17 protein-coding genes are annotated in these 23,687 nt (G+C 66.3%); 13 read left to right on the top strand and 4 right to left on the bottom strand.

Annotation, left to right across the window (positions count from 1 at the left end):
- Nucleotides 1-292 precede the first annotated feature (292 nt).
- The 10 genes from H3005_RS07975 to H3005_RS07930 all read left to right on the top strand — a co-directional run bounded on the left by H3005_RS07975 (nt 293) and on the right by H3005_RS07930 (nt 14,139).
- Nucleotides 293-592 (top strand): YciI family protein, encoded by a 300-nt coding sequence (locus H3005_RS07975; protein ID WP_191077873.1) that lies wholly within the window; start codon nt 293-295, stop codon nt 590-592.
- Nucleotides 589-864 carry a BolA family protein gene (locus tag H3005_RS07970; RefSeq protein WP_100460571.1) on the top strand — a complete coding sequence of 92 codons (276 nt, stop codon included), beginning with the start codon at nt 589-591 and terminating at the stop codon, nt 862-864. Before H3005_RS07975 ends, H3005_RS07970 begins: the two co-directional genes overlap by 4 nt.
- 149 nt (nt 865-1,013) lie before the next feature.
- The gene (locus tag H3005_RS07965) at nt 1,014-2,051 is read left to right on the top strand and encodes a LacI family DNA-binding transcriptional regulator (protein WP_191077872.1); all 1,038 of its coding nucleotides are present in this window, start codon (nt 1,014-1,016) and stop codon (nt 2,049-2,051) included.
- Between the two features lie 76 nt (nt 2,052-2,127).
- Nucleotides 2,128-5,184 (top strand): TonB-dependent receptor, encoded by a 3,057-nt coding sequence (locus H3005_RS07960; protein ID WP_191077871.1) that lies wholly within the window; start codon nt 2,128-2,130, stop codon nt 5,182-5,184.
- A 246-nt stretch (nt 5,185-5,430) separates the two neighbouring features.
- Nucleotides 5,431-7,035, top strand: coding sequence for a glucoamylase family protein (locus H3005_RS07955; RefSeq protein WP_089236188.1), 1,605 nt, complete (start codon nt 5,431-5,433; stop codon nt 7,033-7,035).
- A gap of 4 nt (nt 7,036-7,039) precedes the next feature.
- Nucleotides 7,040-8,380, top strand: a complete 1,341-nt coding sequence (locus tag H3005_RS07950) for a sugar ABC transporter substrate-binding protein (RefSeq protein WP_191077888.1) — start codon at nt 7,040-7,042, stop codon at nt 8,378-8,380.
- Complete coding sequence (locus tag H3005_RS07945; protein ID WP_089236186.1) at nt 8,377-9,258, top strand: sugar ABC transporter permease; 882 nt, start codon at nt 8,377-8,379, stop codon at nt 9,256-9,258. The genes H3005_RS07950 and H3005_RS07945 overlap by 4 nt, the downstream gene beginning before the upstream one ends.
- A complete protein-coding gene (locus H3005_RS07940; protein WP_089236185.1) occupies nt 9,255-10,091 on the top strand; it encodes a carbohydrate ABC transporter permease in 837 nt (278 codons plus the stop codon). Before H3005_RS07945 ends, H3005_RS07940 begins: the two co-directional genes overlap by 4 nt.
- Nucleotides 10,088-13,255: a discoidin domain-containing protein gene (locus H3005_RS07935; RefSeq protein WP_191077870.1), complete on the top strand. Its 3,168-nt coding sequence runs from the start codon at nt 10,088-10,090 to the stop codon at nt 13,253-13,255. The genes H3005_RS07940 and H3005_RS07935 overlap by 4 nt, the downstream gene beginning before the upstream one ends.
- Nucleotides 13,256-13,257: 2 nt before the next feature.
- Nucleotides 13,258-14,139, top strand: a complete 882-nt coding sequence (locus H3005_RS07930; protein WP_100553010.1) for an endonuclease/exonuclease/phosphatase family protein — start codon at nt 13,258-13,260, stop codon at nt 14,137-14,139.
- Nucleotides 14,140-14,331: 192 nt separating this feature from the next.
- Here H3005_RS07930 and H3005_RS07925 read toward each other — a convergent pair whose 3' ends face one another.
- A complete protein-coding gene (locus tag H3005_RS07925; protein WP_191077869.1) occupies nt 14,332-17,589 on the bottom strand; it encodes an Rne/Rng family ribonuclease in 3,258 nt (1,085 codons plus the stop codon).
- 406 nt (nt 17,590-17,995) lie between these two features.
- On the opposite strand from H3005_RS07925, the gene H3005_RS07920 reads away from it, so the two are divergent.
- Nucleotides 17,996-18,970: an RluA family pseudouridine synthase gene (locus tag H3005_RS07920; RefSeq protein WP_100460541.1), complete on the top strand. Its 975-nt coding sequence runs from the start codon at nt 17,996-17,998 to the stop codon at nt 18,968-18,970.
- A gap of 548 nt (nt 18,971-19,518) precedes the next feature.
- Here H3005_RS07920 and zupT read toward each other — a convergent pair.
- From zupT to H3005_RS07905, 3 genes are all read right to left on the bottom strand, one after another.
- Nucleotides 19,519-20,328: a zinc transporter ZupT gene (zupT, locus tag H3005_RS07915; RefSeq protein WP_191077868.1), complete on the bottom strand. Its 810-nt coding sequence runs from the start codon at nt 20,326-20,328 to the stop codon at nt 19,519-19,521.
- Between the two features lie 98 nt (nt 20,329-20,426).
- Nucleotides 20,427-20,843, bottom strand: coding sequence for an energy transducer TonB (locus H3005_RS07910; RefSeq protein WP_100460537.1), 417 nt, complete (start codon nt 20,841-20,843; stop codon nt 20,427-20,429).
- Nucleotides 20,840-21,190: a 4a-hydroxytetrahydrobiopterin dehydratase gene (locus H3005_RS07905; protein WP_089236179.1), complete on the bottom strand. Its 351-nt coding sequence runs from the start codon at nt 21,188-21,190 to the stop codon at nt 20,840-20,842. Before H3005_RS07905 ends, H3005_RS07910 begins: the two co-directional genes overlap by 4 nt.
- A 90-nt stretch (nt 21,191-21,280) precedes the next feature.
- On the opposite strand from H3005_RS07905, the gene H3005_RS07900 reads away from it, so the two are divergent.
- Together H3005_RS07900 and H3005_RS07895 are read left to right on the top strand one after the other, a co-directional pair.
- Nucleotides 21,281-21,880: an NfuA family Fe-S biogenesis protein gene (locus H3005_RS07900; protein WP_165377620.1), complete on the top strand. Its 600-nt coding sequence runs from the start codon at nt 21,281-21,283 to the stop codon at nt 21,878-21,880.
- 10 nt (nt 21,881-21,890) lie between these two features.
- Nucleotides 21,891-23,645 carry a hypothetical protein gene (locus H3005_RS07895; protein WP_191077867.1) on the top strand — a complete coding sequence of 585 codons (1,755 nt, stop codon included), beginning with the start codon at nt 21,891-21,893 and terminating at the stop codon, nt 23,643-23,645.
- Nucleotides 23,646-23,687: the final 42 nt, after the last annotated feature.

The raw sequence follows: 23,687 nt of genomic DNA, 5'->3' as shown, positions 1-23,687 counted from the left end.
GCACGCCTGTCTCGGCGCGGTTCCACACATCAAACAACAGGACGCTCCGCAGGACACGGCAGCGACAGGACTACGGGAGGTCGTCTACGGGGCCCGGTCGGATGGACCGGTTCGAAGCAGCAGGTCGGTCGTCGGGGGCTGCGTTGGCCGCAAAAACCGACGGGCTGCTGCATCCAGCCACGTGCAATGGTCCCTAGGGTAAGCCTTTGCCGCGCCAGTGTCCAGCCGAGGCCGGGCAGGGTGTTGGATTGGCTAGAATCGCTTCACCAGCAACGCGAGCGAGGAAATGCCGGTGTGGTATGTGATTGAAGGATATGACGGCCAGGATGTACTGGCCCAGCGGCTGCAGGCGCGGCCCGAGCACCTGACGCGGCTGACCGCATTGCGCGATGAAGGCCGCCTGCTTCTGGCTGGACCGTGTCCGGCGATCGACAGCGAAGACCCGGGCCCGGCAGGATTCAGCGGCTCGGTGGTGATTGCCGGCTTCGACTCGCTGCAGCAGGCCCAGGCCTGGGCCGATGCCGACCCCTACGTCGCCGCGGGTGTCTACGTGCGGGTGCAGGTGCGTCCGTTCCGCAAGGTGCTGCCGTGAACGCGAAACGGATCGAGCAGATTCGTGATGCGCTGCAGCAAGCGCTGGCCCCCAGCGTGCTTGAGATCGAAGACGACAGCCATCGCCATGCAGGCCACGCCGGAGCGCGCGATGGTCGTGGCCATTTCAACGTACACGTGGTCAGCGAGCGCTTCGCGGGAATGGCGCCGCTGGCCCGTCATCGCGCGGTCTACGCGGCGTTGGGCACGCTGATGGAAACCGACATCCACGCGTTGTCCATCCGCGCACACACCCCGTCAGAGCAGGGCTGAAACCCTGTCCCGAGCTGTCCTGGCAGGTCCGTCGAGGGGCCTGCCAAGGACAGATTTCTGTGTCCGTTTAGGGACATTCGCCTAACGGACTGTTTACAAGCGCAGATGGAAACGCTTACATTCCGCGCCATTGCTGGTAGATCCAAGCCGTGGAGGGCGGCTTCGTGAACAAAGCAGCCATAACAATCAAAGACGTCGCCCGTGAAGCCAAGGTCTCTGTGGCCACCGTTTCGCGCGCGCTCAACGGGCATGAAAATGTCGCCGAACCGGTCCGCCAGCTTGTGCTGGAGGTGGCCGCACGGCTGCGTTACACCCCGCACGCCGCCGCCCGCAGCCTGAGCAGCCGCCGCACCAATACGGTGGGCGTAGTGCTTCCAGACCTGTACGGCGAATTCTTCTCCGAGCTGATGCGTGGCATCGACAACGTCGCCCGCAGCCGGCGCCAGCACCTGCTGGTGTCGAGCTATCACGGCGACCAGGAGCAGCAGGGCGCAGCCCTGCGTGCCATGCGTGGCCGGGTCGACGGTCTGCTGGTGCTCTCGCCCTATGCCGAGAGCCCGGGGTTCCTGACCGACAACCTGCCGCAGGCATTGCCGACGGTACTCATCAACACCTACCTGCCTGGGCAGGACCATCCGGTGTTGAGCATCGATGACCATGCCGGGGCGATGGCGATGACCCGCCACCTGCTCGACGCCGGCCATCGGCGCATTGCATTCATTTCTGGCCCGGACCTCAACTTCGACGCGCGTGAGCGCCTGCGCGGCTTCCGTGATGCGCTGGCGGCTTTTTGCGGTGGCGCCGAGGGGATCGAGTTGCCCGGTGATTTCGACGAAGCTTCCGGCCATCGCGCCGGTCAGGAGTTGCTGGCAGCCGGCACGCTGCCCGATGCCGTATTCGCCGCCAACGACATGATGGCCCTGGGCTGCCTGTATGCCTTCGCGCAGGCAGGTGTCCATGTGCCGTCCGATGTCGCCCTGGCCGGTTTCGATGACATTCCGCTTGCGCGTTTCGTCCACCCGTCGCTGACCACCATGCAGGTCAGCATCGCCGAACTGGGCGATCGGGCGATGTCGCGCTTGCTGCAGTTGATGGACGGCACCTCCACGGATGGGACAGGGGACAAACAGACCCTGGTCCCGCGCCTGATTGTTCGCGATTCCACCACTCCGCCATCCGGCCATTGAAGCCAGAGGCGTTCCTTCTTTTTTGATTGATCGCAGGTGCCGCGCAAGCGGTCACCGCCACCCGGAGATTGAGTTGATGATGCATTCCACGATCCGCACGCCGGCGCGCCGGCTGCTGAGCACCGCCCTGGTCAGCTGCCTGATGCTGGCCGCCGCCCCGAACGTCATGGCGCAGTCGGCCAACGCCAGCCTGCGTGGCCAAGTGTCCGGCGCGCAGGCCGGCGCCGAAGTCACCGCCACCAACATCGCCACCGGTACCGTGCGTCGCGGCACCGTGCGCGCCGACGGCAGCTATTCGCTGATGGGCCTGGACCCGGGCACCTATGACGTGGTGGCCAACGGCCAGACCCAGAAGGTGACCGTCACCGTCGCCTCGACCTCGACGCTCAACTTCGCTGGCGCCGCCGCCGGTGGCACCGGTACGACCGCCGCCACCAACCTGGACACCGTCAACGTCGTCGCGCCGACCCTGCTGCAGGAAGTGCGTACCTCCGAAGTCGGCAAGACCGTCAGCCTGCAGCAGATCCAGACCACCCCGCAGGTGTCGCGCAACTTCCTGGAGTTCGCCGACGCCGTGCCGGGCATGATCTTCACCCGCGATGCCAAGGGCAACACCTCGCTGCGCGGCGGTGCCACCAACTCCGACGGCACCAACGTCTACATCGACGGCGTGGGCCAGAAGAGCTACGTCAAGGGTGGCGGCGTGGCCGGCCAGTCCGGCAGCGCCGGCAACCCGTTCCCGCAGTTGGCCATCGGTGAATACAAGGTCATCACCGGCAACTACAAGGCCGAGTACGGCCAGGTGTCCAGCGCTGCCGTCACCGCTGCGACCAAGTCGGGTACCAACGAGTTCAAGGGTGAAACCTTCTACCGTTACACCAACGACAGCATGCGTGCGATGACCCCGGCCGAGCGTCAGCCGAACAAGGGCAAGGAAGATTCGGCCGAGAAGGAATACGGCTTCGCCCTGGGCGGTCCGATCATCCAGGACAAGGCCCACTTCTTCGTGACCTATGAAGCCAAGCGCTTCGACCTGCCGGTGACCATCGCTCCGCACGGCTCGGTGACCAACAAGGCCGACCGTGTGCCGGCCGATGCGCAGGCGGGCCTGGGCCCGGCCAGCCAGCCGTTCCAGCAGGATCTGATCTTTGCCAAGATCGACTTCGAGCCGACCGACAACGACCGCCTGGAGTTGACCTTCCAGGACCGTGACGAAACCCAGCAGCAGTTCTCGGACCAGACCGCGCCGATGGCCGGCAAGGAAACCAAGAACACCGACCGTCGTTACGCGCTGCGCTGGAACCACAGCGGTGAGCGTTACTACAACGAGCTGATGGTCACCCACGAGGAGTCGTTCAACAATCCCAAGCCGCTGAGCCTGGGCAACGGTTTCAATTACACCGCTCCGGACGGCGCCAACGAAGAGCGCCCGATCGTCTCCATCGGTGGCTCCTCGGCGATGTCGTCGCAGGTGAAGGGCCAGAAGGGCTGGTCGATCGAAGACAACCTGACCCTGGACGGCATCGAGTGGGCCGGTGACCACACCATCAAGATGGGTGCCAAGTACAAGCAGATCGACCTGTACGCCTCCGACGCGGCGCAGATCAATCCGCAGTTCTACTACACCATCGACAACCCGACCTTCCCGGACAGCATCCCGTACAAGGCGCAGTTCGTGAAGCCGGTCACCGGCGTATCCGGCGTGTCCGGCGAAGTTCGTTCGAAGGTCAAGCAGATCGGCCTGTTCATCCAGGACGACTGGCAGGTCAACGACCACCTGCAGCTGAACCTCGGCCTGCGCTGGGACTACGAGAAGAACCCGTCCTACCTGGACTTCGTGACCCCGCCGGAAGTGGTCAACGCACTGTTCGCGCAGGACCCGCGTGCCGCAGCCGGCCAGAGCTACGCCGATACGCTGGCGCTGAGTGGCCTGAACATCAACGATTACATCAGCAACGGCCACAACCGCAAGGCATTCAAGAATGCCTGGCAGCCGCGCCTGGGCTTCTCGTATGACATCAATGCCGACGAGCAGCACGTGATCCACGGTGGCGCGGGCCGTTCCTACGACCGCGACCTGTTCGACTACCTGCAGCTGGAAACCACCAAGCTGGCCCTGCCGCAGCCGACCATCTACTTCCGCAACCCGGCCACCGGCCAGTGCTTCCAGGGCAATGCGGCCTGCTATGACTGGAACCCGAACCTGCTCAATGGCATCGGCAACCTGCAGAGCCTGGTCGGTTCGACCAGCAACGCCGGCCTGGAAGTCGACCTGCTGAACAACAACCTGAAGGTGCCTTACGCTGACCAGTTCAGCCTGGGCATGAGCAACCAGATCGGCGACTGGCTGACCGACGCCACCATCGCGCGCACGCTGACCTACGATGGCTTCGCCTTCACCCTGGGCAACCGTTACCCGACCGGCAACTTCTTCGATGACCCGCGCCTGTGCGGTGGCACCGAACCCGGCCTGGGCCAGGCCTGGAGCTGCAACGTGCCGGGCTTCGGCAGCCTGATCATCGGTCAGCAGGGCATCAAGACCCGCGCCACCCAGATCCTGCTGTCGGCGCAGAAGCCGTTCACCCAGGAAAGTGGCTGGGGCACCTCGATCGCCTATACCTGGACGACCGCCCGTCACAACCGCGACATCAACGAGCACTACGCCTTCGACCGCGGCGTGATCGGTGACTACCCGACCATCCGCTCCAACGGCGCGCCGCGCCACCGCCTGGTGGTGACCGGTTCGTACGCGGGCTTCTGGGGCATCACCTTCGGTGGCAAGATCACCCTGGCCACGCCGACCGCGATCAATGACTGGTACGGTGTGCCGCAGGCCAACGGCTTCGATCTGCCGACCCCGATGGCGGCGGTTCCGGGTGGCAATGGCAAGTTCCTGCTGGGCGGCAAGATCTTCGGCTACCGTTCGGTCGACCTGCAGGCCACCAAGACGTTCAAGATGGCGGGCGATACCGAGCTGTATGCGCGTATCGACATCATCAACGTGTTCAACTTCGACAACTTCTCGAACTACAACTACTACAAGAACGGCAAGTTGACCGCGAGCTACAACGAGACCGGCGACATCGTCGGTACCCCGCGCCAGGTCAAGGCGGAAGTGGGCTTCCGCTTCTAAGCGGAATGCCTGGTGCAGCATCACGGAGCCATCGGATCGCCGATGGCTCCGGTTTCAACGGCAATGGCCGGCCTCCGGGCCGGTCCATTGTCCAGGCCATTGCCAGACAGGGGGCAATGGCGTGGGCAATGACTGCGGTGTCATCGACCACGTTTCCGTGGTTTTTTAAGACCGCACTTTGTAAACGATTTCAGGTCATTGGACGTTATGCTCTTTCATCGATCAGCCCACCGGAGGAACCGCGCCATGCAGGCACGCCACCTGATGACCGCCGCTGCGATGACCCTGGCCATCGCCGCCTGCAAACCGGCCCAGCAGGAGCCTGCCAAGCCGCGCCCGCCGGTGATCCTGATCGAGGCGGACGCACCGCCTCGGCCGATGAAGCCCGAGCTGCCGCCGCTGTTCGATGACCTCGAGCGCCGCACCTTCCAGTTCTTCTGGGATACCACCAACGAGATCAACGGCCTCACCCCGGACCGTTATCCGTCGCGGCCGTTCGCCAGCATCGCCTCGGTCGGCTTCGCCCTGACCGCGTATCCGATCGGCATCGAGAACGGCTGGGTCAGCCGCAACCAGGCGATCGACCGCACCCTGACCACCCTGAAGTTCTTCCGCGACGTGCCGATGGGCCCGCAGCGCACCGGCAAGGCCGGCTACAAAGGCTTCTACTACCACTTCCTGGACATGCAGGAAGGGCGCCGCTACGACAGCTGGGTGGAACTGTCCTCGGTGGACACCGCGCTGCTGATGATGGGCGTGCTGTTCGCCCAGTCGTACTACGACGGCGACGATCCGCGCGAGAAGGAAATCCGGCAGATCGCCGACACCCTGTACAAGCAGGTCGACTGGCCGTGGCTGCAGCAGCGTGCGCCGCTGATCTCGATGGGCTGGTTCCCCGAGAACGGCTTCATCGACCATGACTGGATGGGCTACAACGAGGCGATGATGGTCTACATCCTTGCCCTGGGTTCGCCCAGCCATCCGGTCAGTCCGGATGCGTGGACGGTATGGACGCGGACCTACGACAACGACTGGGGTGTCTACCAGGGCCAGGAATACCTGTCCTTCGGCCCGCTGTTCGGCCACCAGTACAGCCACGTCTGGATCGATTTCCGCGACATCCAGGATGCCTACATGCGCGAGCGTGGCAGCACCTACTTCCTCAACAGCCGTTCGGCCGCGCTGGCCCAGCGCGAGTACGCCATCGCCAATCCGATGAACTGGAAGGAGTACGGCGAGAACGTGTGGGGCCTGACCGCCAGTGATGGTCCGCAGAACACCACCCAGGAATACCGCGGCGAGCAGCGCCAGTTCCGCCATTACTCTTCGCGCGGCGCAGGCCTGCGCGAGAATTTCGATGACGGCACGATCGCGCCAACCGCCGCGATCTCCTCGGTCGTGTTCGCGCCCGAGGAAGTGATCCCGGCCACGCTGGAGATGCACAAGCGCTACGGCGACTACATCTACTCCAGCTATGGCTTCCTGGATTCGTTCAATCCCAGTTTCAACTACGACATCCCGATCAAGACCGGGCGCGTGGTGCCTGATCGCGGCTGGGTCGCCAGCGACTACATCGCCATCGACCAGGGCCCGATCCTGACCATGATCGCCAACTACCGCAATGACTTCGTCTGGGATGTGATGAAGAAGAACCCGTACATCCGCAAGGGCCTGGAACGGGCGGGCTTCAGTGGTGGCTGGCTGGCGCCGGAAGGTTCCTTCCAGCCGCTGGAGCTGCAGAAGGATGAGAAGGCCGCGGCGGCACGTGCGGTCGGTATCGCTGAATCACGTGCGGCCGCCGCGCAGGAACAGAAAAACAATGCCAACCGCAACACCGGCCAGGGGAAGTAACAAGGTGCACGACTGGAAACACCGCCTGCGACGCTGGGCATTGCCTGCACTGGCCGTGCTGGTCATGGCTGGCTGTGCCCGCCCCGAGCAGGGCACCACCACCGTGCGCTTCTGGGCGATGGGGCGCGAGGCCGAAGTGGTCAGCGAGCTGATCCACGAATTCGAAGCGGAGAACCCCGGCATCAAGGTCGATGTGCAGAACATCCCGTGGACGGCAGCGCACGAAAAGCTGCTGACCGCGTTCGCCGCCGATGGCCTGCCCGATGTGTGCCAGCTCGGCAACACCTGGGTGCCCGAATTCGCCGAACTCAACGCACTGACGCCGTTGCAGCCGTTCGTGCAGCGCTCGACGGTGGTCGATCCGAAGGACTACTTCCAGGGCATCTGGGATACCAACGTGATCCACGACGAGCTGGTCGGCGTGCCGTGGTACGTCGATACCCGCCTGATCTACTACCGCAAGGATCTGTTGGCCAAGGCCGGCTTCGACCACCCGCCGCGTACCTGGGCGGAATGGAACGAGCAGATGGCCGCGATCAAGCGCATGCAGGGCCCGAACCGCTATGCCGTGCTGATGCCGATCAACGAGTTCGAGCAGCAACTGTCGCTGGCGCTGCAGCAGCCCGATCCGCTGCTGCGCGACGATGACACCCGCGGCAATTTCTCCAGCCCCGGTTTCCGTCGCACGCTCGGTTTCTACGCCAACATGTTCGAGCAGGGCTGGGCGCCGAAGATGTCCGAGACGCAGATCTCCAACGTCTGGGATGAATTCTTCCGCGGCTTCAACGTGTTCTACATCTCTGGCCCCTGGAACATCCGCGAGTTCAAGAAGCTGCAGCCGAAGGAACTGGAAGGGCAGTGGGGCACCGCCGCGCTGCCGGGTCCGGATGGCCCGGGCGCGGGCATCGCCGGCGGCACCAGCCTGGTGATCTTCCGCAAGTCGCAGCGGAAGGAAGCGTCCTGGAAGCTGATCGAGTTCCTGTCGCGGCCGGCAATCCAGGCGCGTTTCCACGCGATCATCGGCGACCTGCCGCCGCGCCGCAGCACGTGGGACGCGCCGTCGCTGGCGAACGATCCGCTTGCCGCCGCGTTCCGCGACCAGCTGGAACGGGTCAAGCCGACCCCGAAGGTGCTCGAATGGGAGCGCATCGTGCAGGAAATGCGCATCGTCACCGAACAGGTGGTGCGTGGCGGCCTGCCGCAGGACAAGGCCGTGGCCGAACTGGACCAGCGCGTGGACAAGGTGCTGGCCAAGCGTCGCTGGATGCATGAACAACAACGCCTGCAGCGCAGCGCACCCCCCTCGGGTTCGACCAGTGCAGTCGCGGCCGGGAGCCCGCAATGAAACGTTCTTCCCTTGCCGGCTGGATCTTCGCCGGCCCCTCGCTGATCGTGCTCGGTGTGTTCTTCGGCCTGCCGGTAGCCTCGGCGCTGGCGCTGAGCGTGACCGACTTCGACCTGTATGCGCTGGCCGACAGCAGCAACCTGCGCTTCGTGGGTCTCGGCAACTACATCGACCTGCTGCAGACGCCGATGTTCTGGAAGTCGCTGTGGAACACCACGTATTTCGTGGTGATCGGCGTGCCGTTGTCGATCGGCGTATCGCTGGGCGCGGCGATGCTGCTCAATGCCCCGGCGGCACGCTTCAAGGCGCTGTTCCGCACGGCGCTGTTCGCGCCGGTGGTGACCACGCTGGTGGCAGTGGCGGTGATCTGGCGCTACCTGTTCCACACCAGCTACGGTCTGGTGAACTACGGTCTGGGCCACCTGGGCATCAGCCCGATCGACTGGCTGGGCGACCCCAACTGGGCGATGCCGACCATCATGCTGTTCGCGGTGTGGAAGAACTTCGGCTACAACATGGTGATCTTCCTGGCCGGCCTGCAGGCGATCCCGCATGACCTGTACGAGGCCGCGCGCATCGATGGCGCCTCGCGCTGGAAGCAGTTCCTGCACATCACCCTGCCGATGCTCGGCCCGGTGCTGCTGGTGGTCGGGGTGATCACCGTGTCCGGTTACTTCCAGCTGTTTGCAGAACCTTACGTGATGACCCGCGGCGACCCACTGCAGAGCACCGTCAGCGTGCTGTATTTCATGTTCGAGGAAGGCTTCAAGTGGTGGAACCTGGGACGCGCCTCGGCTGTGGCGTTCCTGCTGTTCCTGATCATCCTGGCGGTGACCACCGTGATGCTGCGCTTTGGCCGCAAGAGGCAGTTGGTATGAGTCGTGAAATCGGCCAGTCACGCTGGCACCCGTGGATGATCAACGGCGCGCTGCTGGTGCTGGCCCTGGTCAGCCTGGCACCATTGCTGTGGATGCTGTCGGTCTCGTTCATGCCGCAGGGCGAGGCCACCCACTTCCCGCCGCCGCTGCTGCCGTCCAGCATCACCACGCACAACTACACGGAGCTGTTTGCGCGCACCGGCATGGGCGGCAACTTCGCCAACAGCCTGCTGGTGTCGCTGGCGATCACCCTCGGTTCGCTGCTGCTCAACACGATGGCCGGCTACGCCTTCGCCAAGCTCAACTTCGTCGGTCGTGAGCGCCTGTTCCAGGTGCTGATGGCGGCGCTGGTGATCCCGGCTCAGGTGGCGATGCTGCCGCTGTTCCTGCTGATGAAGCAGCTGGGCCTGGTCAACAGTTTCGGCGGCGTGATCGTGCCGGCGCTGGCCAGCGTGTTCGGCATCTTCCTGGTGCGCCAGTACGCCCGCTCGATTCCCGATGAGCTGCTGGAAGCGGCGCGCATCGACGGGGCAGGGGAGCTGCGGATCTTCTTCCAGATCGTGCTGCCGATGCTGAAGCCGGTGCTGGTGACGCTGGCGATCTTCACCTTCATGGGCGCATGGAACGATTTCATGTGGCCCCTGATCGTGTTGACCGACCAGGAGCACTACACTTTGCCGGTGGCCCTGGCCACCCTCTCGCGCGAACACATCATGGACGTGGAAATGATGATGGCCGGCGCAGTGGTCACCGTGGTTCCGGTGCTGGCGCTGTTCCTGGTGCTGCAGCGGTACTACATCCAAGGATTGTTGCTGGGGAGCGTGAAGGGATGAAGCGTGCGATCGCCGTTGGACTGGGCCTGTTGTGGTCTTCCCTGGCGATCGCCGCACCACCGGCGCTGCCCGCGCCGAAGGTGCTGGATGATTTCGACGACATCAGCGCATGGAAGCTGGTGCTGTCCGACCAGGTCAGCGGCTCGCTGCGGCCGGTCAGTGGTGCCGGCGGTGGCCGCGCGCTGTGCCTGGATTACGACTTCCATGAGGTCTCCGGCTACGTCGGCATCCGTCGCCCGCTGAACATCGAGTACCCGGCCAACTACCGTTTCGGCTTCCAGCTGCGCGGTGATTCGCCCGCCAACGACCTGCAGTTCAAGCTGATCGACGCCAGCGGCGACAACGTGTGGTGGGTCAACCGTCCCGGCTACGCCTTCCCCAAGGCGTGGACGCCGGTGGAGTACCGCCGCCGGCAGATCGACAAGGCCTGGGGGCCATCGCCAGAGAAGGACATGACGCGCAGCGCGTCGATGGAGTTCACGATCTACAGCAAGGTCGGCGGCCGTGGCACGGTGTGCTTCGACAAGCTGACCCTGCAGGGCCTGCCCGCGCAGGATGATTCGGCGCTGCGGCCCTCGGTGATCGCCGATACCGCAACCGCGCTGCAGGACCGGATGATCGACGGCAAGTCCGATACCTTCTGGATCAGTGGCGGGGTCAAGCAGCAGACCATCAGCCTGGACCTGCACAAGAGCCGCGAGATCGGCGGTGCGGTGATCGACTGGCTGCCCAGCCTGGAAGCGAACCGCTACACCGTGCGCACCTCCGAGGACGGTCGTGACTGGCGTACCGTGCGCGAAGTGACCGCCGGTGCCGGCGGCCGCGACTGGCTGGCACTGCCCGACACCGATGCACGCTACGTGCGTTTCGACCTGCAGGGCGGGCCGAACTGGCGCTATGGCATCCGTGACATCACCCTGAAGCCGCTCGCGTTCGCCGCGACCCCCAATGCCTTCCTGTCCTCGGTGGCGGCCGACCTGCCGCGTGGCAGCTTGCCGCGTGCCTACGTTGGCGAGCAGCCGTACTGGACCCTGCTTGGCCTGGACGGTGGCCAGGAACAGGCGTTGATCAGTGAGGACGGCGCACTGGAGCCGGCCAAGGGCAGCTTCAGCATCGAGCCGTTCATCCGCCTCGACGGCAAGCTGCTGGAATGGGCCGACGTTGCCATCACCCAGTCGCTGCAGGATCGCTACCTGCCGATCGCCACGGTCGACTGGGTGCACGAGAAGGCCGGCCTGTCGGTGACCAGCTTCGTGCAGGGCACGCCCGAGCGCGCGCAGCTGATCGGGCGCTACCGGTTGAGCAATCCGGACAAGGTCGCGCACGAATACACCCTGGCACTGGCGATCCGTCCGTGGCAGGTCAATCCGCCCACCCAGTTCCTCAACACGGTGGGCGGCTTCAGCCGCATCGACAGCCTGGACGTGGGCGAGCAGCTGGTGCGCATCAATGGCGAACCGCGGCTGTATCCCCTGCAGGTGCCGGATGCGCGCTTTGCCAGCAGCTTCGACGGCAAGCTGGATGCGATGCACCTGGCCAGCGGCAAGCTGCCCGGCACCACCGCCGTGAAGGATCCGACCGGCATGGCGTCCGGCGCGCTGCTGTACACGATCAAGCTCGAACCCGGGCAGAGCCGCGAAGTGGCGATCGTGCTGCCACAGACCGGCAGCTGGGCGCCGCAGGCGCTGGACGTGGCCAAGGCGCAGCAGCAGGTCGCGGCAATGTGGCGCGACAAGCTGGGTGCTGTGACCCTGCAGGTGCCGGCTGCCGGCCTGCCGCTGGTGGAAACCATGCGCACGGCGGTGGCACACATGCTGATCTCACGGGTCGGCCCGCGTCTGCAGCCGGGTACGCGCTCGTACGCACGCAGCTGGATCCGCGACGGCGCGATGATCTCCGAAGGCCTGCTGCGGATGGGCCGCAGCGATGCCGTGCGCGACTACGTGACCTGGTATGCGCCCTATCAGTTTGAGAACGGCAAGGTGCCGTGCTGCGTCGATGCGCGTGGCAGCGATCCGGTGCCGGAGAACGACAGCCACGGTGAGCTGATCTACAACATCGCCGAATACGGCCGTTACACCGGCGACACTGCCTTCCTCGAGCAGATGTGGCCGCACGTGCTGGGCGCCTATAGCTACATGGAACAACTGCGCGGCAGCGAGCGCACCGAGGAGAACCGTGCGCGCAATCCTGCCTTCTACGGGATGATGCCGGCCTCGATCAGCCACGAGGGCTATTCGGCCAAGCCGATGCATTCGTACTGGGACAACTTCTGGGCGCTGCGTGGTTACAAGGACGCCGCGCAACTGGCAGCGCAGCTGGGCAAGGTCGAAGCGATGCAGATCAGTGAATCGCGCGATCAGTTCCGTGATGACCTGCAGGCCTCGCTGCTGGCGGCCGTGCAACAGCATCGCATCGACTATCTGCCCGGCTCGGCCGAGCTGGGCGATTTCGATGCCACGTCCACCACGATCGCGCTGGCGCCGGGCGGCGAGCAGGGGCGGTTGCCGCAGGAGGCGCTGGACGCGACCTTCCAGCGCTACTGGAACGAATTCGTCGCGCGCCGCGATGGCAAGCGCGAATGGAAGGACTACACGCCGTACGAATGGCGCAACGTCGCCGCGTTCGTGCGCCTGGGCTGGCGCGATCGCGCCTGGCAGGCCACCGAGTTCTTCTTCAAGGATCGCGCGCCGCAGGCCTGGAACCAGTGGGCCGAGGTGGTCTCGCGTACGCCGCGCAAGCCGTTCTTTGTTGGTGACCTGCCGCATGCATGGGTGGCCTCGGACTTCGTCCGTTCGGCGCTGGATATGTTCGCCTACAACCGCGATGCAGATGAGGCACTGGTACTCGCTGCGGGTATCCCGGTGTCGTGGCTGCAGGGCGAGGGCATCGCCGTGCAGGGCCTGCGCACGCCGCAGGGGCAGCTCAACTATCGCCTGCAGCGCAGCGACAAGCAGCTGGTGCTGGACGTGCAGCCCGGCCTGGTGCCACCAGCCGGTGGTGTGGTGCTGCCATGGCCGTATGCCGGCGAGCCGGGCCAGGCGACGGTCAACGGCGAGGCGGTGGAATGGATCAACAACGAGCTGCATGTGCACCAGTTGCCGGCACGGGTCGAGGTCGACGTGCCCAGCGCAGTGCGCCGCGCCGAACGCAAAGGGCAGTAACCATGCGTCAACCGATCGGGATCGGCCGCCGTCTCCGCGTGCTGGGGCTGGCGATCGCGCTGGCCCTGCCGGGGCTGGCCGCAGCCGCTGAGCCGGTCGCCGCGGCGAACGCGGCGGCCGTCAGCGAGCCTGGCATGAGCATGGTGACGTTCAACCTGCACCATGACCGCGAGGATTGGCCCAGCCGCCGTCGCACGATCGTGGCTGAGCTCAAGCGCCTGCAGCCCGATGCCATCGCGCTGCAGGAAGTGATCCAGAAGCGCAACGTGCGCAACCAGGCGCAGTGGCTGGCCAGCCAGCTCGGTTACCGCTACGTATTCGTGTCCACCGATCCGGTGGGAGCGCCCAAGCGGTATGGCAATGCGCTGCTGACCCGGCGCCCGATCCTGGCCCGTGGCGAGCACCTGCTGCTGCCGCTGGATGACTACCGCACCGTGGCCCATCTGCGCATCGACGTGGACGGCAAGCCGGTCAATGTCTATGCCACCCATCTCAACGAGCGCAGTGACGACGCCGGCCAGCGCATCCGCCGCAGCCAGGTCGAGGACCTGCTGCGTTTCATTGCCGGCAGCGCTGCGGGTGCGCCGGTGGTGATTGCCGGCGACTTCAATGCACTGGTCGATGCCGGCGATCTGAGCGAGCTGCGCAGCCACTACGGCGACAGCTACGGCAGCGTGCACGTCAACACCGACCTGGCCGGTGTCAGTACGCTCAACCGTCACTACTACCAGGCGCCGTCGCGGATCGACCACATCTTCTTCCAGCAGGACGAGATGGTCGCGCGCGAAGCGAAGATCCTGTTCGACCAGCCGGATGACGGCGGCCGTTGGGCGTCGGATCACTACGGGGTGTGGACCCGGCTGCAGTTCGCGCCGGCAAACTGACGCACGCCTCGGTAGATGCCAACCTTGGTTGGCACAGGCGCTGCCGCGTGCATGAAACCCACGGCGCCAACCAAGGTTGGCCTCTACCAGAGCGTGCCCTCTTGATAGCAGGGGACGGTGGGCGCCAGACGCACAAAAAAACGGCGGGGATCATCGATCCCCGCCGTTTCGTTGTTGCCGATCAACGATCGATCAGGCGGCAGGCGGCGTGCGCTTGCCGGCGTCTTCGTCTTCTTCCGAAGCCTGCGCGTCGGCGGCCTGTGCGGCAGCGTCGGCGTGGCCATCGGCGATCGGGTCGACCGCCGCCGGTACGACCGGCTCGGCGACCGGTGCAGCGGTTTCCACCGGTGCGGCTTCGACAGCCACCGGCGTTGCCGGCTGCTCGACGACCGGGGCGACTTCAACCGCGGCCTTCGGTTCGACTGCCGGAGCAGCTTCCACCACCGGCGCGACGTCGGCTACCACCGGCTTCGGCTCGGCCACCGGAGCGGCTTCGACCACCGCGGTCGGTTCAGCGACCGGGGCTGCTTCGATCGCGACAGCGGTCTCGACCACCGGCGGCTTCGCCTCGATCACCGGAGCCGCTTCAGGCGCGGGCTGCACGGGCGTCGCCGCGTCGATGGCATCCAGCATGCTGGTCTGCACCGGCGACGGGGTCGGTTCGACCTTGGCGACGGCTTCCAGCGGAGCCGGGGTCTGCACCGTGGCTGCCACCGGCGCGGCTGCTTCGACCACGGCGCTGCTGACGGCGGCGACCGGAGCAACTGCGGCGGCTACCGCAACCGGTGCACGTGCCGGCTTGCCGGCATCAGCGGCGGCCGGCTCGACTTCGTCATCGAAGTCGAATTCCGGCTGCGAACGCGACGGCTGCGCGGCGGCAACCGGGGCGTCCACCGAAGCCTGGGCACTGTGCTCGACGGAATCGCCGTCGTTGTCATCGCCCTCGGCATCATCGCCGTCGTCCAGGTCATCACCCAGCACGTCGCCTCCGGCGGCGTTCTCGGCACCACCACGACGACGACGGCGACCACCGCGACGACCACGGCGGCGGCGCGTTGCGCCTTCGCCGGTCTGATCGCCTGCGGCATCGGTCGTTGCGTCTTCGACAGCGCCGGTCGCAACCACGACCTCGGCGGCGTTCTCGGCGGCGGCGGTATCCACGGCCGCGACAGTGTCGACCACGTTTTCAGTAGCAACGGCCGGTGCCAGTGCCTTCTCTTCCTGCACCGCGACCGTGGCCGCAACCGCGGTCGTGGTGGCCACGGCAGCTGCTGCGGTCACGACGTCGGCCGGGGCTTCGGCAGCGGCACGCTGCGGCTTCTCGGCCGGCTTGTCACCGTCCTGCGGGCGCGGCTGCTTCGGCTGCTTCAGCTTCGGCTGCTGCTGGCTTTGGCCCTGGCCCTGACCCTGGCCCTGTTCGTTACGCGGCTTGTTCTGCTGCGGCTGCTGCTGGGCGTCCTTCGGCTTGCCCTGCTGCTGCGGCTGCTGCTGGCCATTGCCATTGCCATTGGCCTGGTTGCCGCCGTTGCGGCCATCCTTGCGCTGCTCACCGCGGTCCTTGCGGTTGCCGCCGTCCTTCTGCTGCTGCGCATTGCCATTGCCGCCGTTGCCACGGCTGTCCTCGCGACGGTCCTTGCGGTCCTTGTTGCGATCCTTGTTGCGGTCACGGCGGCCGCCATCCTGCTGCTGGCGCGCGGCCGGTGCCGGTGCAGGAGCGGGAGCGGGCTCGCCGCCAAAGATGCGCTTCAGCCAGCCAACCACGCCACCGCTGGCGGCGGCAGCCGGAGCCACTGCGGCCACCGGCGCGGGTGCCGGCGCTGCGGTCGGTTCCACTTCGTCCCGCACCGGGGCGGGGGAGTTGTGCTTGACCTGGGTCACCATCGGCGGCGGGATGTTCAGCTGGCCCTTGGTCAGCGCGTGTACCGGCAGCTTGCGCGGGGTACCGCGCTGGTAGCTCGGCTTGCCGCTTTCCTCGCCCAGTTCGTTGTCGCGCAGACGGGTGACGGTGTAATGCGGGGTGTGCAGCTGCTCGTCGGCAACGATCACGATCGGCGCCTCGTGGCGCTTCTCGATTTCGCCCAGCGCGCCGCGCTTTTCGTTCAGCAGGTAATTGGCGATCTCCACCGGGGCCTGTACCAGCACCTGCCCGGTGTTCTCCTTCATCGCATGCTCCTCAGCGACGCGGATGATCGACAGCGACAGCGACTCGACGCTGCGCATGCGGCCATGGCCGTCGCAACGCGGGCAGACGATCTGACTGGATTCGCCCAGGCTCGGTCGCAGACGCTGGCGGCTCATTTCCAGCAGGCCGAAGCGCGAGATGCGGCCGACCTGCACGCGTGCACGGTCGTACTTGAGCGCATTCGCCAGGCGGTTCTCGACTTCGCGCTGGTGCTTGTTGGACGCCATGTCGATGAAGTCGATCACCACCAGGCCGCCGAGATCGCGCAGGCGCAGCTGGCGGGCCACTTCTTCGGCCGCTTCCAGGTTGGTCTGGAACGCGGTGTCCTCGATGTCGCTGCCCTTGGTGGCGCGCGAGGAGTTGACGTCGACGGCAGTCAGCGCTTCGGTCTGGTCGACCACGATCGAGCCGCCCGACGGCAGGCGCACGTTGCGCTCGTAGGCGCCTTCGATCTGCGATTCGATCTGGAAGCGGTTGAACAGCGGGATGTCGTCCTTGTAATGCTTGAGCTTGCGCAGGGTCTGCGGCATCACCTGCTGCATGAACTCCTTGGCGTGCTCGTACATCTCCTCGGTGTCCACCAGGATCTCGCCGATGTCGGCGCGCAGGTAGTCACGCAGGGCGCGCACGATCAGGCGCGATTCCTGGTAGATCAGGAACGGGGCCGGCTTGCTCAGGGCAGCTTCGGCGATGGCGCGCCAGACATTCAGCAGGTAATCCAGATCCCACTGCAGCTCTTCCGCATCGCGGCCGACGCCGGCGGTACGGATGATGACGCCCATTTCGTCGGGGATGTTCAGCTTGTCCAGGGCGTCCTTCAGGGCGGCCCGGTCTTCACCCTCGATGCGACGGGAGACACCGCCGGCGCTGGGCGAATTCGGCATCAGCACCATGTAGCGGCCGGCCAGGGAGATGAACGTGGTCAGGGCAGCGCCCTTGTTGCCACGTTCTTCCTTGTCCACCTGGACGACGATTTCCTGGCCTTCCCTCAGCAGCTCGCGGATGCCGGCCTTGTTGTGGTCGACACCGGCCTGGAAGTAATCGCGGGAGATTTCCTTCAGCGGCAGGAAGCCGTGGCGGCCGCCACCGTATTCAACGAAGGCCGCTTCCAGCGAGGGCTCGATGCGGAAGATCCGGCCCTTGTAGATGTTGGACTTCTTCTGTTCCTTGGACGGCTGCTCGATGTCGATGTCATACAACGACTGGCCATCCACGATGGCAACACGCAGCTCTTCAGCCTGCGTGGCGTTGATCAGCATTCGCTTCATTGTTGCGTTCCTCGCAAGCGGCTACCGCGCGGAACGCCATGGAGTTTCGCCTCTGGACACGGCTCGCCGCCCATTCGCGCAAGCGCGGGGAGGGCGGCTTGGGTTTCCAGCGCTACGACACCACGGCAGGCCGCGGGAGCGCTTCAATTTTCTGGTTTTGGGTGTTGCAGGGCCGGAGGCAGCTGTCAGCCAGGCTGGAGCGCCGCACGGGACATGTTCAGCGCGACTGCGTGTCAGGCAATCGGCGATGGCCGGGAACGCCGGTGAGCCGCTAACATGGCCGCCCCGCGGGCGGTGGTCGCGCACTGTGCCGGATTCGTCGGAAGCGGGGCTTCTGGCCCTAAGTAACTTCCAACGAAATCAATCCCTTATCTCGCCCCCCGAGTGTAACAGAATAAACAGGCTGATGACTGCACAAGACCCTACCAAGCCGGCCGGCGACAAGCCTTCCGTGCGCATGATCACCGTTCCGGCCGACCGTGCCGGCCAGCGCCTGGACAATTTCCTGCTCGGCCAGCTCAAGGGTGCCCCGCGCAGCCTTGTCTACAAGCTGGTCCGCAGCGGCCAGGTGCGCGTCAATGGCGGCCGCGCCAAGGCCGAGCGCAAGCTGGAGGCTGGCGACGAAGTGCGGATACCGCCCGTTCGTCTCACTGAAGAGGGAGACAAGGCGGGTCCACCCGAGGCGTTCATGCGTCGGCTGGAGCAGGCCATCGTTTTCGAAGACGCCCGCCTGCTGGCGCTGAACAAGCCGACCGGCGTCGCCAGCCATGGCGGCAGCGGCATCAGCTTCGGCGCCATCGAGACCCTGCGCGCCCTGCGCCCCGGGCAGACCCTGGAGCTGGTCCACCGGCTGGACCGTGACACCTCGGGCCTGTTGATCGTGGCCAAGAAGCGTTCGGCGCTGAGCGAGCTGCAGGCGCTGCTGCGTGAAGACCACGGCTCCGGCATCCGCAAGCGCTACCTGACCCTGCTTGCCGGGCGCATGCCGGATGGTGTGATGACGGTCGATGCGCCATTGCACGTAGGCCTGCGCCAGGGCGGCGAGCGCCATGTGCAGGTCAATGCGATCGGCAAGGAATCCATCAGCCATTTCCGGGTGCTGGAGCGCAAGGGTGGCCATTCCTACTGCGAAGTACGCATCGAAACCGGCCGCACTCACCAGATCCGTGTGCATGCCCAGCATCTGGGACATCCTGTGGCCGGAGACGACAAATACGGCGATCCTGCAGTCAACAAGCGGCTTCGTGAGCAGATCGGGCTGAAGCGCCTGTTCCTGCATGCTGCGTCACTGGAGTTCGCGCTGGACGACGGCAAGAGCCCATATGTGCTGAGTGCGCCGCTGGCGGATGAGCTGGTCGAGGCGCTGGACAGACTCCGCTGACGGCAGTTCGGCGGCGCCGGGGGCCTGGTCGGTGTCGTCGTTCCCCCGCGATGAGTGGGCTTGTCACTTTCTTTGCTCGTGCAAAGAAAGTAACCAAAGAAACACGCCGCCATCCGCGAGCCGGCGCTGCGCGCCGGTACCCTGTGCTCCTCGCTCCGCCGAGGGGCGGCGCGGAACTCGCTGCGCTCAGACATCCGCGCCTCTTCGCCCTCGCCGGACCTGCGGTGCTCGGCTCGCTGCAAGGCGGACCCGACAGCCGCAGCGTAGACCCATGGCCGCTCGCAGCCTTTGTGGAGTCGAGCGAGCCTCGACACACGCGCGCAGCGCGGGCTTCGCTTTTCATTCTTTCATTGCGCGGCTGGCACGCACGGAAAAATGAAGGGGCGCGGGCGGGGGCGGTTCGCGGGGGTGTCCGCGGCATGGATGCCGCGGCCAAGCCCCCAGGGAAGGGTTTACGGCGTCCCCCGCGAATCGACCCCGCCCGTGACCTCTCGATACTGTGGAATGCGCCAGCCGCGAGGGGGCTCAGCCCGTTGGCCGGACACCCTTCACCACTTGAACAGCACCAGGCTGATCGCCAGCGTGCCCATGCCCGCCACCAGCCCGTACACGGTCTCGTGCCCTTCGGCGTAGCGCTTCGCCGCCGGCAGCAGCTCGTCCAGCGCCAGGAACACCATCACCCCCGCGATCAGGCCGAACACCCAGCCGAATGTGGCGTGGGACAGGGAGCCGGACAGCAGTACATAGCCGATCGCTGCGCCGACCGGTTCGGCCAGGCCTGACAGCAGGCTGGCGGCGAACGCGTAGAACTTGTTCTGCGTGGCGAAGTACACCGGCACTGCAATGGCGATGCCCTCGGGGATGTTGTGGATGGCGATGGCGAAGGCCAGTGGCATGCCCACCGACGGGCTCTCCAGCGTCGCGAAGAACGTCGCCAGCCCCTCCGGAAAGTTGTGCGCGGTGATCGCCACCGAGGTCAGCAGGGCGACCCGTTTCAGGTATTCGCGGCTGTTCTCGCGGAACGCCGGGTCCTGTTTGTCCAGGCTGTCATGCGGGTTGGGAATGAAGTGGTCGATCAACACGATCACCACTACGCCCAGCAGGAAGGCGAGGGTGCCGTAGGTGAAGCCGGTGCGCTCACCATAGGCCAGCGCGAACGAGGCGATGGATTTGTTGAGGATCTCCGACAGCGAGACGTACACCATCGCGCCGCCGGCAAAGGCCAGGCCGAAGGCCAGCAGGCGCGGGTTGGGGCGGCGCGAGAACAGCACCAGCAGGCTGCCGATGGCGGTGGCAAGGCCAGCAGCGAGGGTGACCGCCAGGGCGATCCAGATGTTTTCGGGGGGAATCTGCAGCATGTACCGACGCGTTCCTTGTCATCAAGCAATCGCCCCGGCACGGGCCGGGGCGGCAAAGGCGAGGCGGGCGTCGGCTGGCCTCGTCACCGGGCAGGCGATCAGCCGCCGCGGCGCAGGCTTTCTTCGATGGCGAAGCACTGGTCCGGCTTGGGCTGCGGCGGATTGAAGCTGACCGGCACCTGGATCGTGGCCGGCACCGCCTCGCCATTGCGGGTGGCAGCCTTGAACTGCCAGCCCTGCACGGCGGTCTTGGCCAGATCGTCCAGCTGCGGGTTGCCCGCGCCGGTCAGCAGGGTGACCTCGCTGGGTTTGCCGTCGGTGCCGATCACCACCTTGAAGGTGCTGGTGCCGCCCACGCCGGTGCAGGCCAGTTCAAGCGGGTATTGCGGCGGCGGGGTCTTCACCGCAGCCACTTCGGTGGGGGCCGCAGCCGGCGCTGCCGGCGGCTCGGAGGTGCCACAGCCGGCCAGGCTGGTCGCGGCAAGCAGGGACAGGCTCAGCAATCGCACGTTCATTTCAGTTGCTCCGTCAGGGCCGAAGTCTTCGCTGCGCAGATGAAGTCGTTCTCGCTCAGGCCGCCCACGTCGTGGGTGGAGTAGCGGACGACGGCACGGTCGTAGTGGACGCCGAGGTCCGGGTGATGGTCCTCGCCGTGGGCGATCCAGGCCAGCGCGTTCACGAAGGCCATGGTGGCGTAGTAATCCTTGAAGCGGAACGTGCGCACCAGCGCCTGGCCGGCCTCGGCCAGCTCCCAGCCGGGAACCTGCGGCAACAGTTCGGCCAGGCGGGCCTCGCCCAGCTTGTGGTCGCTGCCTTTGCGCGGCACGCAATGGGCCTGCGCCAGCGGAATCAGGTCGGCCATGGGTTCCTCCACCTCGTGTTGACTGAACAATGCGCCGGCCGGTGTATAAAACGAATGAGCGGCTGACGCTTACTTGGCTAGAATAGCCTGATGATCCAGATCTCCGACACTGCCCAGACCCATTTCCGCAAGCTGATCGAACGCGAGGGCGTGCCCGGCATGGGCGTGCGCTTGAGTGCGGTCGAACCCGGAACCCCGCGTGCCGACGCCCGGCTGGAGTTCGCCGAGCCGACCGACCTGCTCGGCGACGAGTGGGCGGTGGACTGTGATGGCTTCACGCTCTATGTCGACGCCACCAGCGTTGGCTGGCTCGACGGCGCGGAGATCGACATCGTGCCCGGTACGGCCGGCACCCAGCAGCTGACGATCAAAGCGCCGCGGATCAAGGGCGAAGCGCCCGGTGATGCCGCCTCGCTGGTCGAGCGCGTGCATTGGGTGGTGGAGAACGAAGTCAATCCGCAGCTCGCCTCGCATGGCGGCAAGGTGGCCGTGCAGGAAGTCTCGGCCGACGGCGTGGTGCTGCTGCGCTTCGGTGGTGGCTGCCAGGGCTGCGGCATGGCCGACGTCACCCTCAAGCAGGGCATCGAGAAGACCCTGATGGGCCGTGTGCCCGGAGTGACCGCCGTGCGTGACGCCACCGATCACGACAGCGGCCACGCCCCGTATATTCCGCGCGGCAACGCCGCCTGATCGCCAACGCGTGCCTCTGCCCAGAGCCGAGCAACTCATCGACCTGCTGCTGGCGCGCCAGCAGCGACCGCCCATCCTCGAGAAGAACACCGGCCTGCCGTACGGCTGGGCGATCTGGCTGCGGACGCTGACGCCGCTGCCACGTCCGTTGCACGCGCGCGAAGTGATCGCGGTGCTGCTGCCGCGACCGCTGCCAGGCCCCCCGGGGCAATTGCCGGCGCTGGGACCATGGGCGTCCCTGCGCCGCCTGTTCTGGCAGGACTGGGATCCGGCGCCTCGCGACCAGCGCTGGATGCGCTGGACCTCGGCGCTGCTCAGCGCGCTGCTGCATCTGTTGTTCTTCCTGTTGCTGCTGTGGGTAGCGGTGATCCGCACGTCTTCGCCGGACGAGCAGGGCAGCGAGGGTGAGCGCGTGCAGATTGAATTCGTCGGCCGTGCTGCGCAGGAAGGCGGCGGCGACCAGGCCGGAGCCGAGGCGGCTGCTGCTGCAGCAGCCGGTGCCGTAGCCGCAGGCCAGGAAGCGGGGGGCGCAACTGCACCTCGCCCGCAACCGGCGTCGCCTGCGCCGTCTTCCGCTGCCGCTGCCACGGCACCGACTGCCAGCGTGCCGCCGCCGGCCGAGGTCGAGCCTGCGCCGGTGGCCGCACCACCGCCCTCACCGGTGCAGGCCACCGAAGTGGCGCAGGCCACCAGCGATTTCGTGGTGCCGCCGATGGCGCCGCCGCGAACCGAAGTCAGCATCGTTCCGCGAGACACCGTCCCGACCGTGCGCGAGCGCAGCGTGCAGCCGGTGCAGGCTGCGCCGACACCAACGCCAGTGCGCACGCCGGAGGTGGCAGTGCAGGCGCCGCGGGTGCGCGATGTACAGGTGCAGGAGCGCGAAATCAGCACGGTTGAAGCGCCGGTGGCGCCGCAGCCGATGCGCACCACCGACATCCAGGTGCGCGTGCCGCAGCGTGAGGTGCAGGTGCGCGAACGCGAAGTGCAGGCCATCGCCGATCCGCAGGTGCGCATGGCCGCCGTCGCAGGGCGCGAGCCCACGGTGCGTGCGCCTGCCGGGCGCGAGGTGCAGGTGCGCGAACGCGAGGTTGCAGCCGCCCCGCTACCGGCAGCGTCGACCTCGGCCGGCAGTGCGCCGACGTCTACGCCAGCGCCCGCAGGCAGCGCGGCCCAGAACAGTGCCAATGTGGCGCGTCCTGCGGCGACCAGCGCCACCGCCGCGCAGGCGGGTGCGCGCCCGGCGCCGACCCCGGGCAACTGGGCGACACCTGCACGCGGTGACGACTGGGGTGCCTCCAGCCGCAATCGCGAAGGCGCCAATCAGGGCGCCGCGCAGGCCAGCGCCGGCAAGGGCGATGGTCTGTTCAATGCTGACGGCAGCGTGCGCGTGACCGGCCAGGACGGTGCCGGCAAGGCCGAGCGTGGCGCACCTGGTGGAGCCAACGACGGCTGGAGCAAGGAACGCATCGCCGAGTCCGGCAAATGGCTGAAGCGACCGCCGTACGACTACACGCCCACCTCGTTCGATAAGTACTGGGTGCCGCAGGAGTCGCTGCTTGCCGAATGGGTGCGAAAAGGCGTCAAGGCGATGGAGATTCCGTTGCCGGGCACCAGCACGAAGATTTCCTGCGTGATCTCGATCCTGCAGGCCGGTGGCGGCTGTGGCCTCACCGATCCGAACATGCAGGACCAGCCCGCCGTGGCACGTCCACCGCCGGATATCCCGTTCAAGAAAGAGCTGCAGGAAGATAACGGCAGCCGGTAGGGTGCCGCATCCACGCATGGCGTGGATCTACTGAGCATCCAG

The sequence above is a fragment of the Stenotrophomonas sp. Br8 genome (genome assembly GCF_014763005.1).
GTDB classification, from domain to species: Bacteria; Pseudomonadota; Gammaproteobacteria; order Xanthomonadales; family Xanthomonadaceae; genus Stenotrophomonas; species Stenotrophomonas lactitubi.
The sequence above is the reverse complement of the archived record's forward strand: the minus strand, read 5'-3'. Positions and strand labels throughout refer to the sequence as shown.

Bases quoted from the DNA above. Each gene is read 5' to 3' on its own strand.
- H3005_RS07930 (WP_100553010.1), top strand. From the start codon at position 13,258: ATGCGTCAACCGATCGGGATCGGCCGCCGTCTCCGCGTGCTGGGGCTG.
- H3005_RS07925 (WP_191077869.1), bottom strand. From the start codon at position 17,589: ATGAAGCGAATGCTGATCAACGCCACGCAGGCTGAAGAGCTGCGTGTT.
- H3005_RS07940 (WP_089236185.1), top strand. From the start codon at position 9,255: ATGAGTCGTGAAATCGGCCAGTCACGCTGGCACCCGTGGATGATCAAC.
- H3005_RS07910 (WP_100460537.1), bottom strand. From the start codon at position 20,843: ATGAACGTGCGATTGCTGAGCCTGTCCCTGCTTGCCGCGACCAGCCTG.
- H3005_RS07900 (WP_165377620.1), top strand. From the start codon at position 21,281: ATGATCCAGATCTCCGACACTGCCCAGACCCATTTCCGCAAGCTGATC.
- H3005_RS07955 (WP_089236188.1), top strand. From the start codon at position 5,431: ATGCAGGCACGCCACCTGATGACCGCCGCTGCGATGACCCTGGCCATC.
- H3005_RS07935 (WP_191077870.1), top strand. From the start codon at position 10,088: ATGAAGCGTGCGATCGCCGTTGGACTGGGCCTGTTGTGGTCTTCCCTG.
- H3005_RS07960 (WP_191077871.1), top strand. From the start codon at position 2,128: ATGATGCATTCCACGATCCGCACGCCGGCGCGCCGGCTGCTGAGCACC.
- zupT (WP_191077868.1), bottom strand. From the start codon at position 20,328: ATGCTGCAGATTCCCCCCGAAAACATCTGGATCGCCCTGGCGGTCACC.
- H3005_RS07920 (WP_100460541.1), top strand. From the start codon at position 17,996: ATGACTGCACAAGACCCTACCAAGCCGGCCGGCGACAAGCCTTCCGTG.
- H3005_RS07945 (WP_089236186.1), top strand. From the start codon at position 8,377: ATGAAACGTTCTTCCCTTGCCGGCTGGATCTTCGCCGGCCCCTCGCTG.
- H3005_RS07905 (WP_089236179.1), bottom strand. From the start codon at position 21,190: ATGGCCGACCTGATTCCGCTGGCGCAGGCCCATTGCGTGCCGCGCAAA.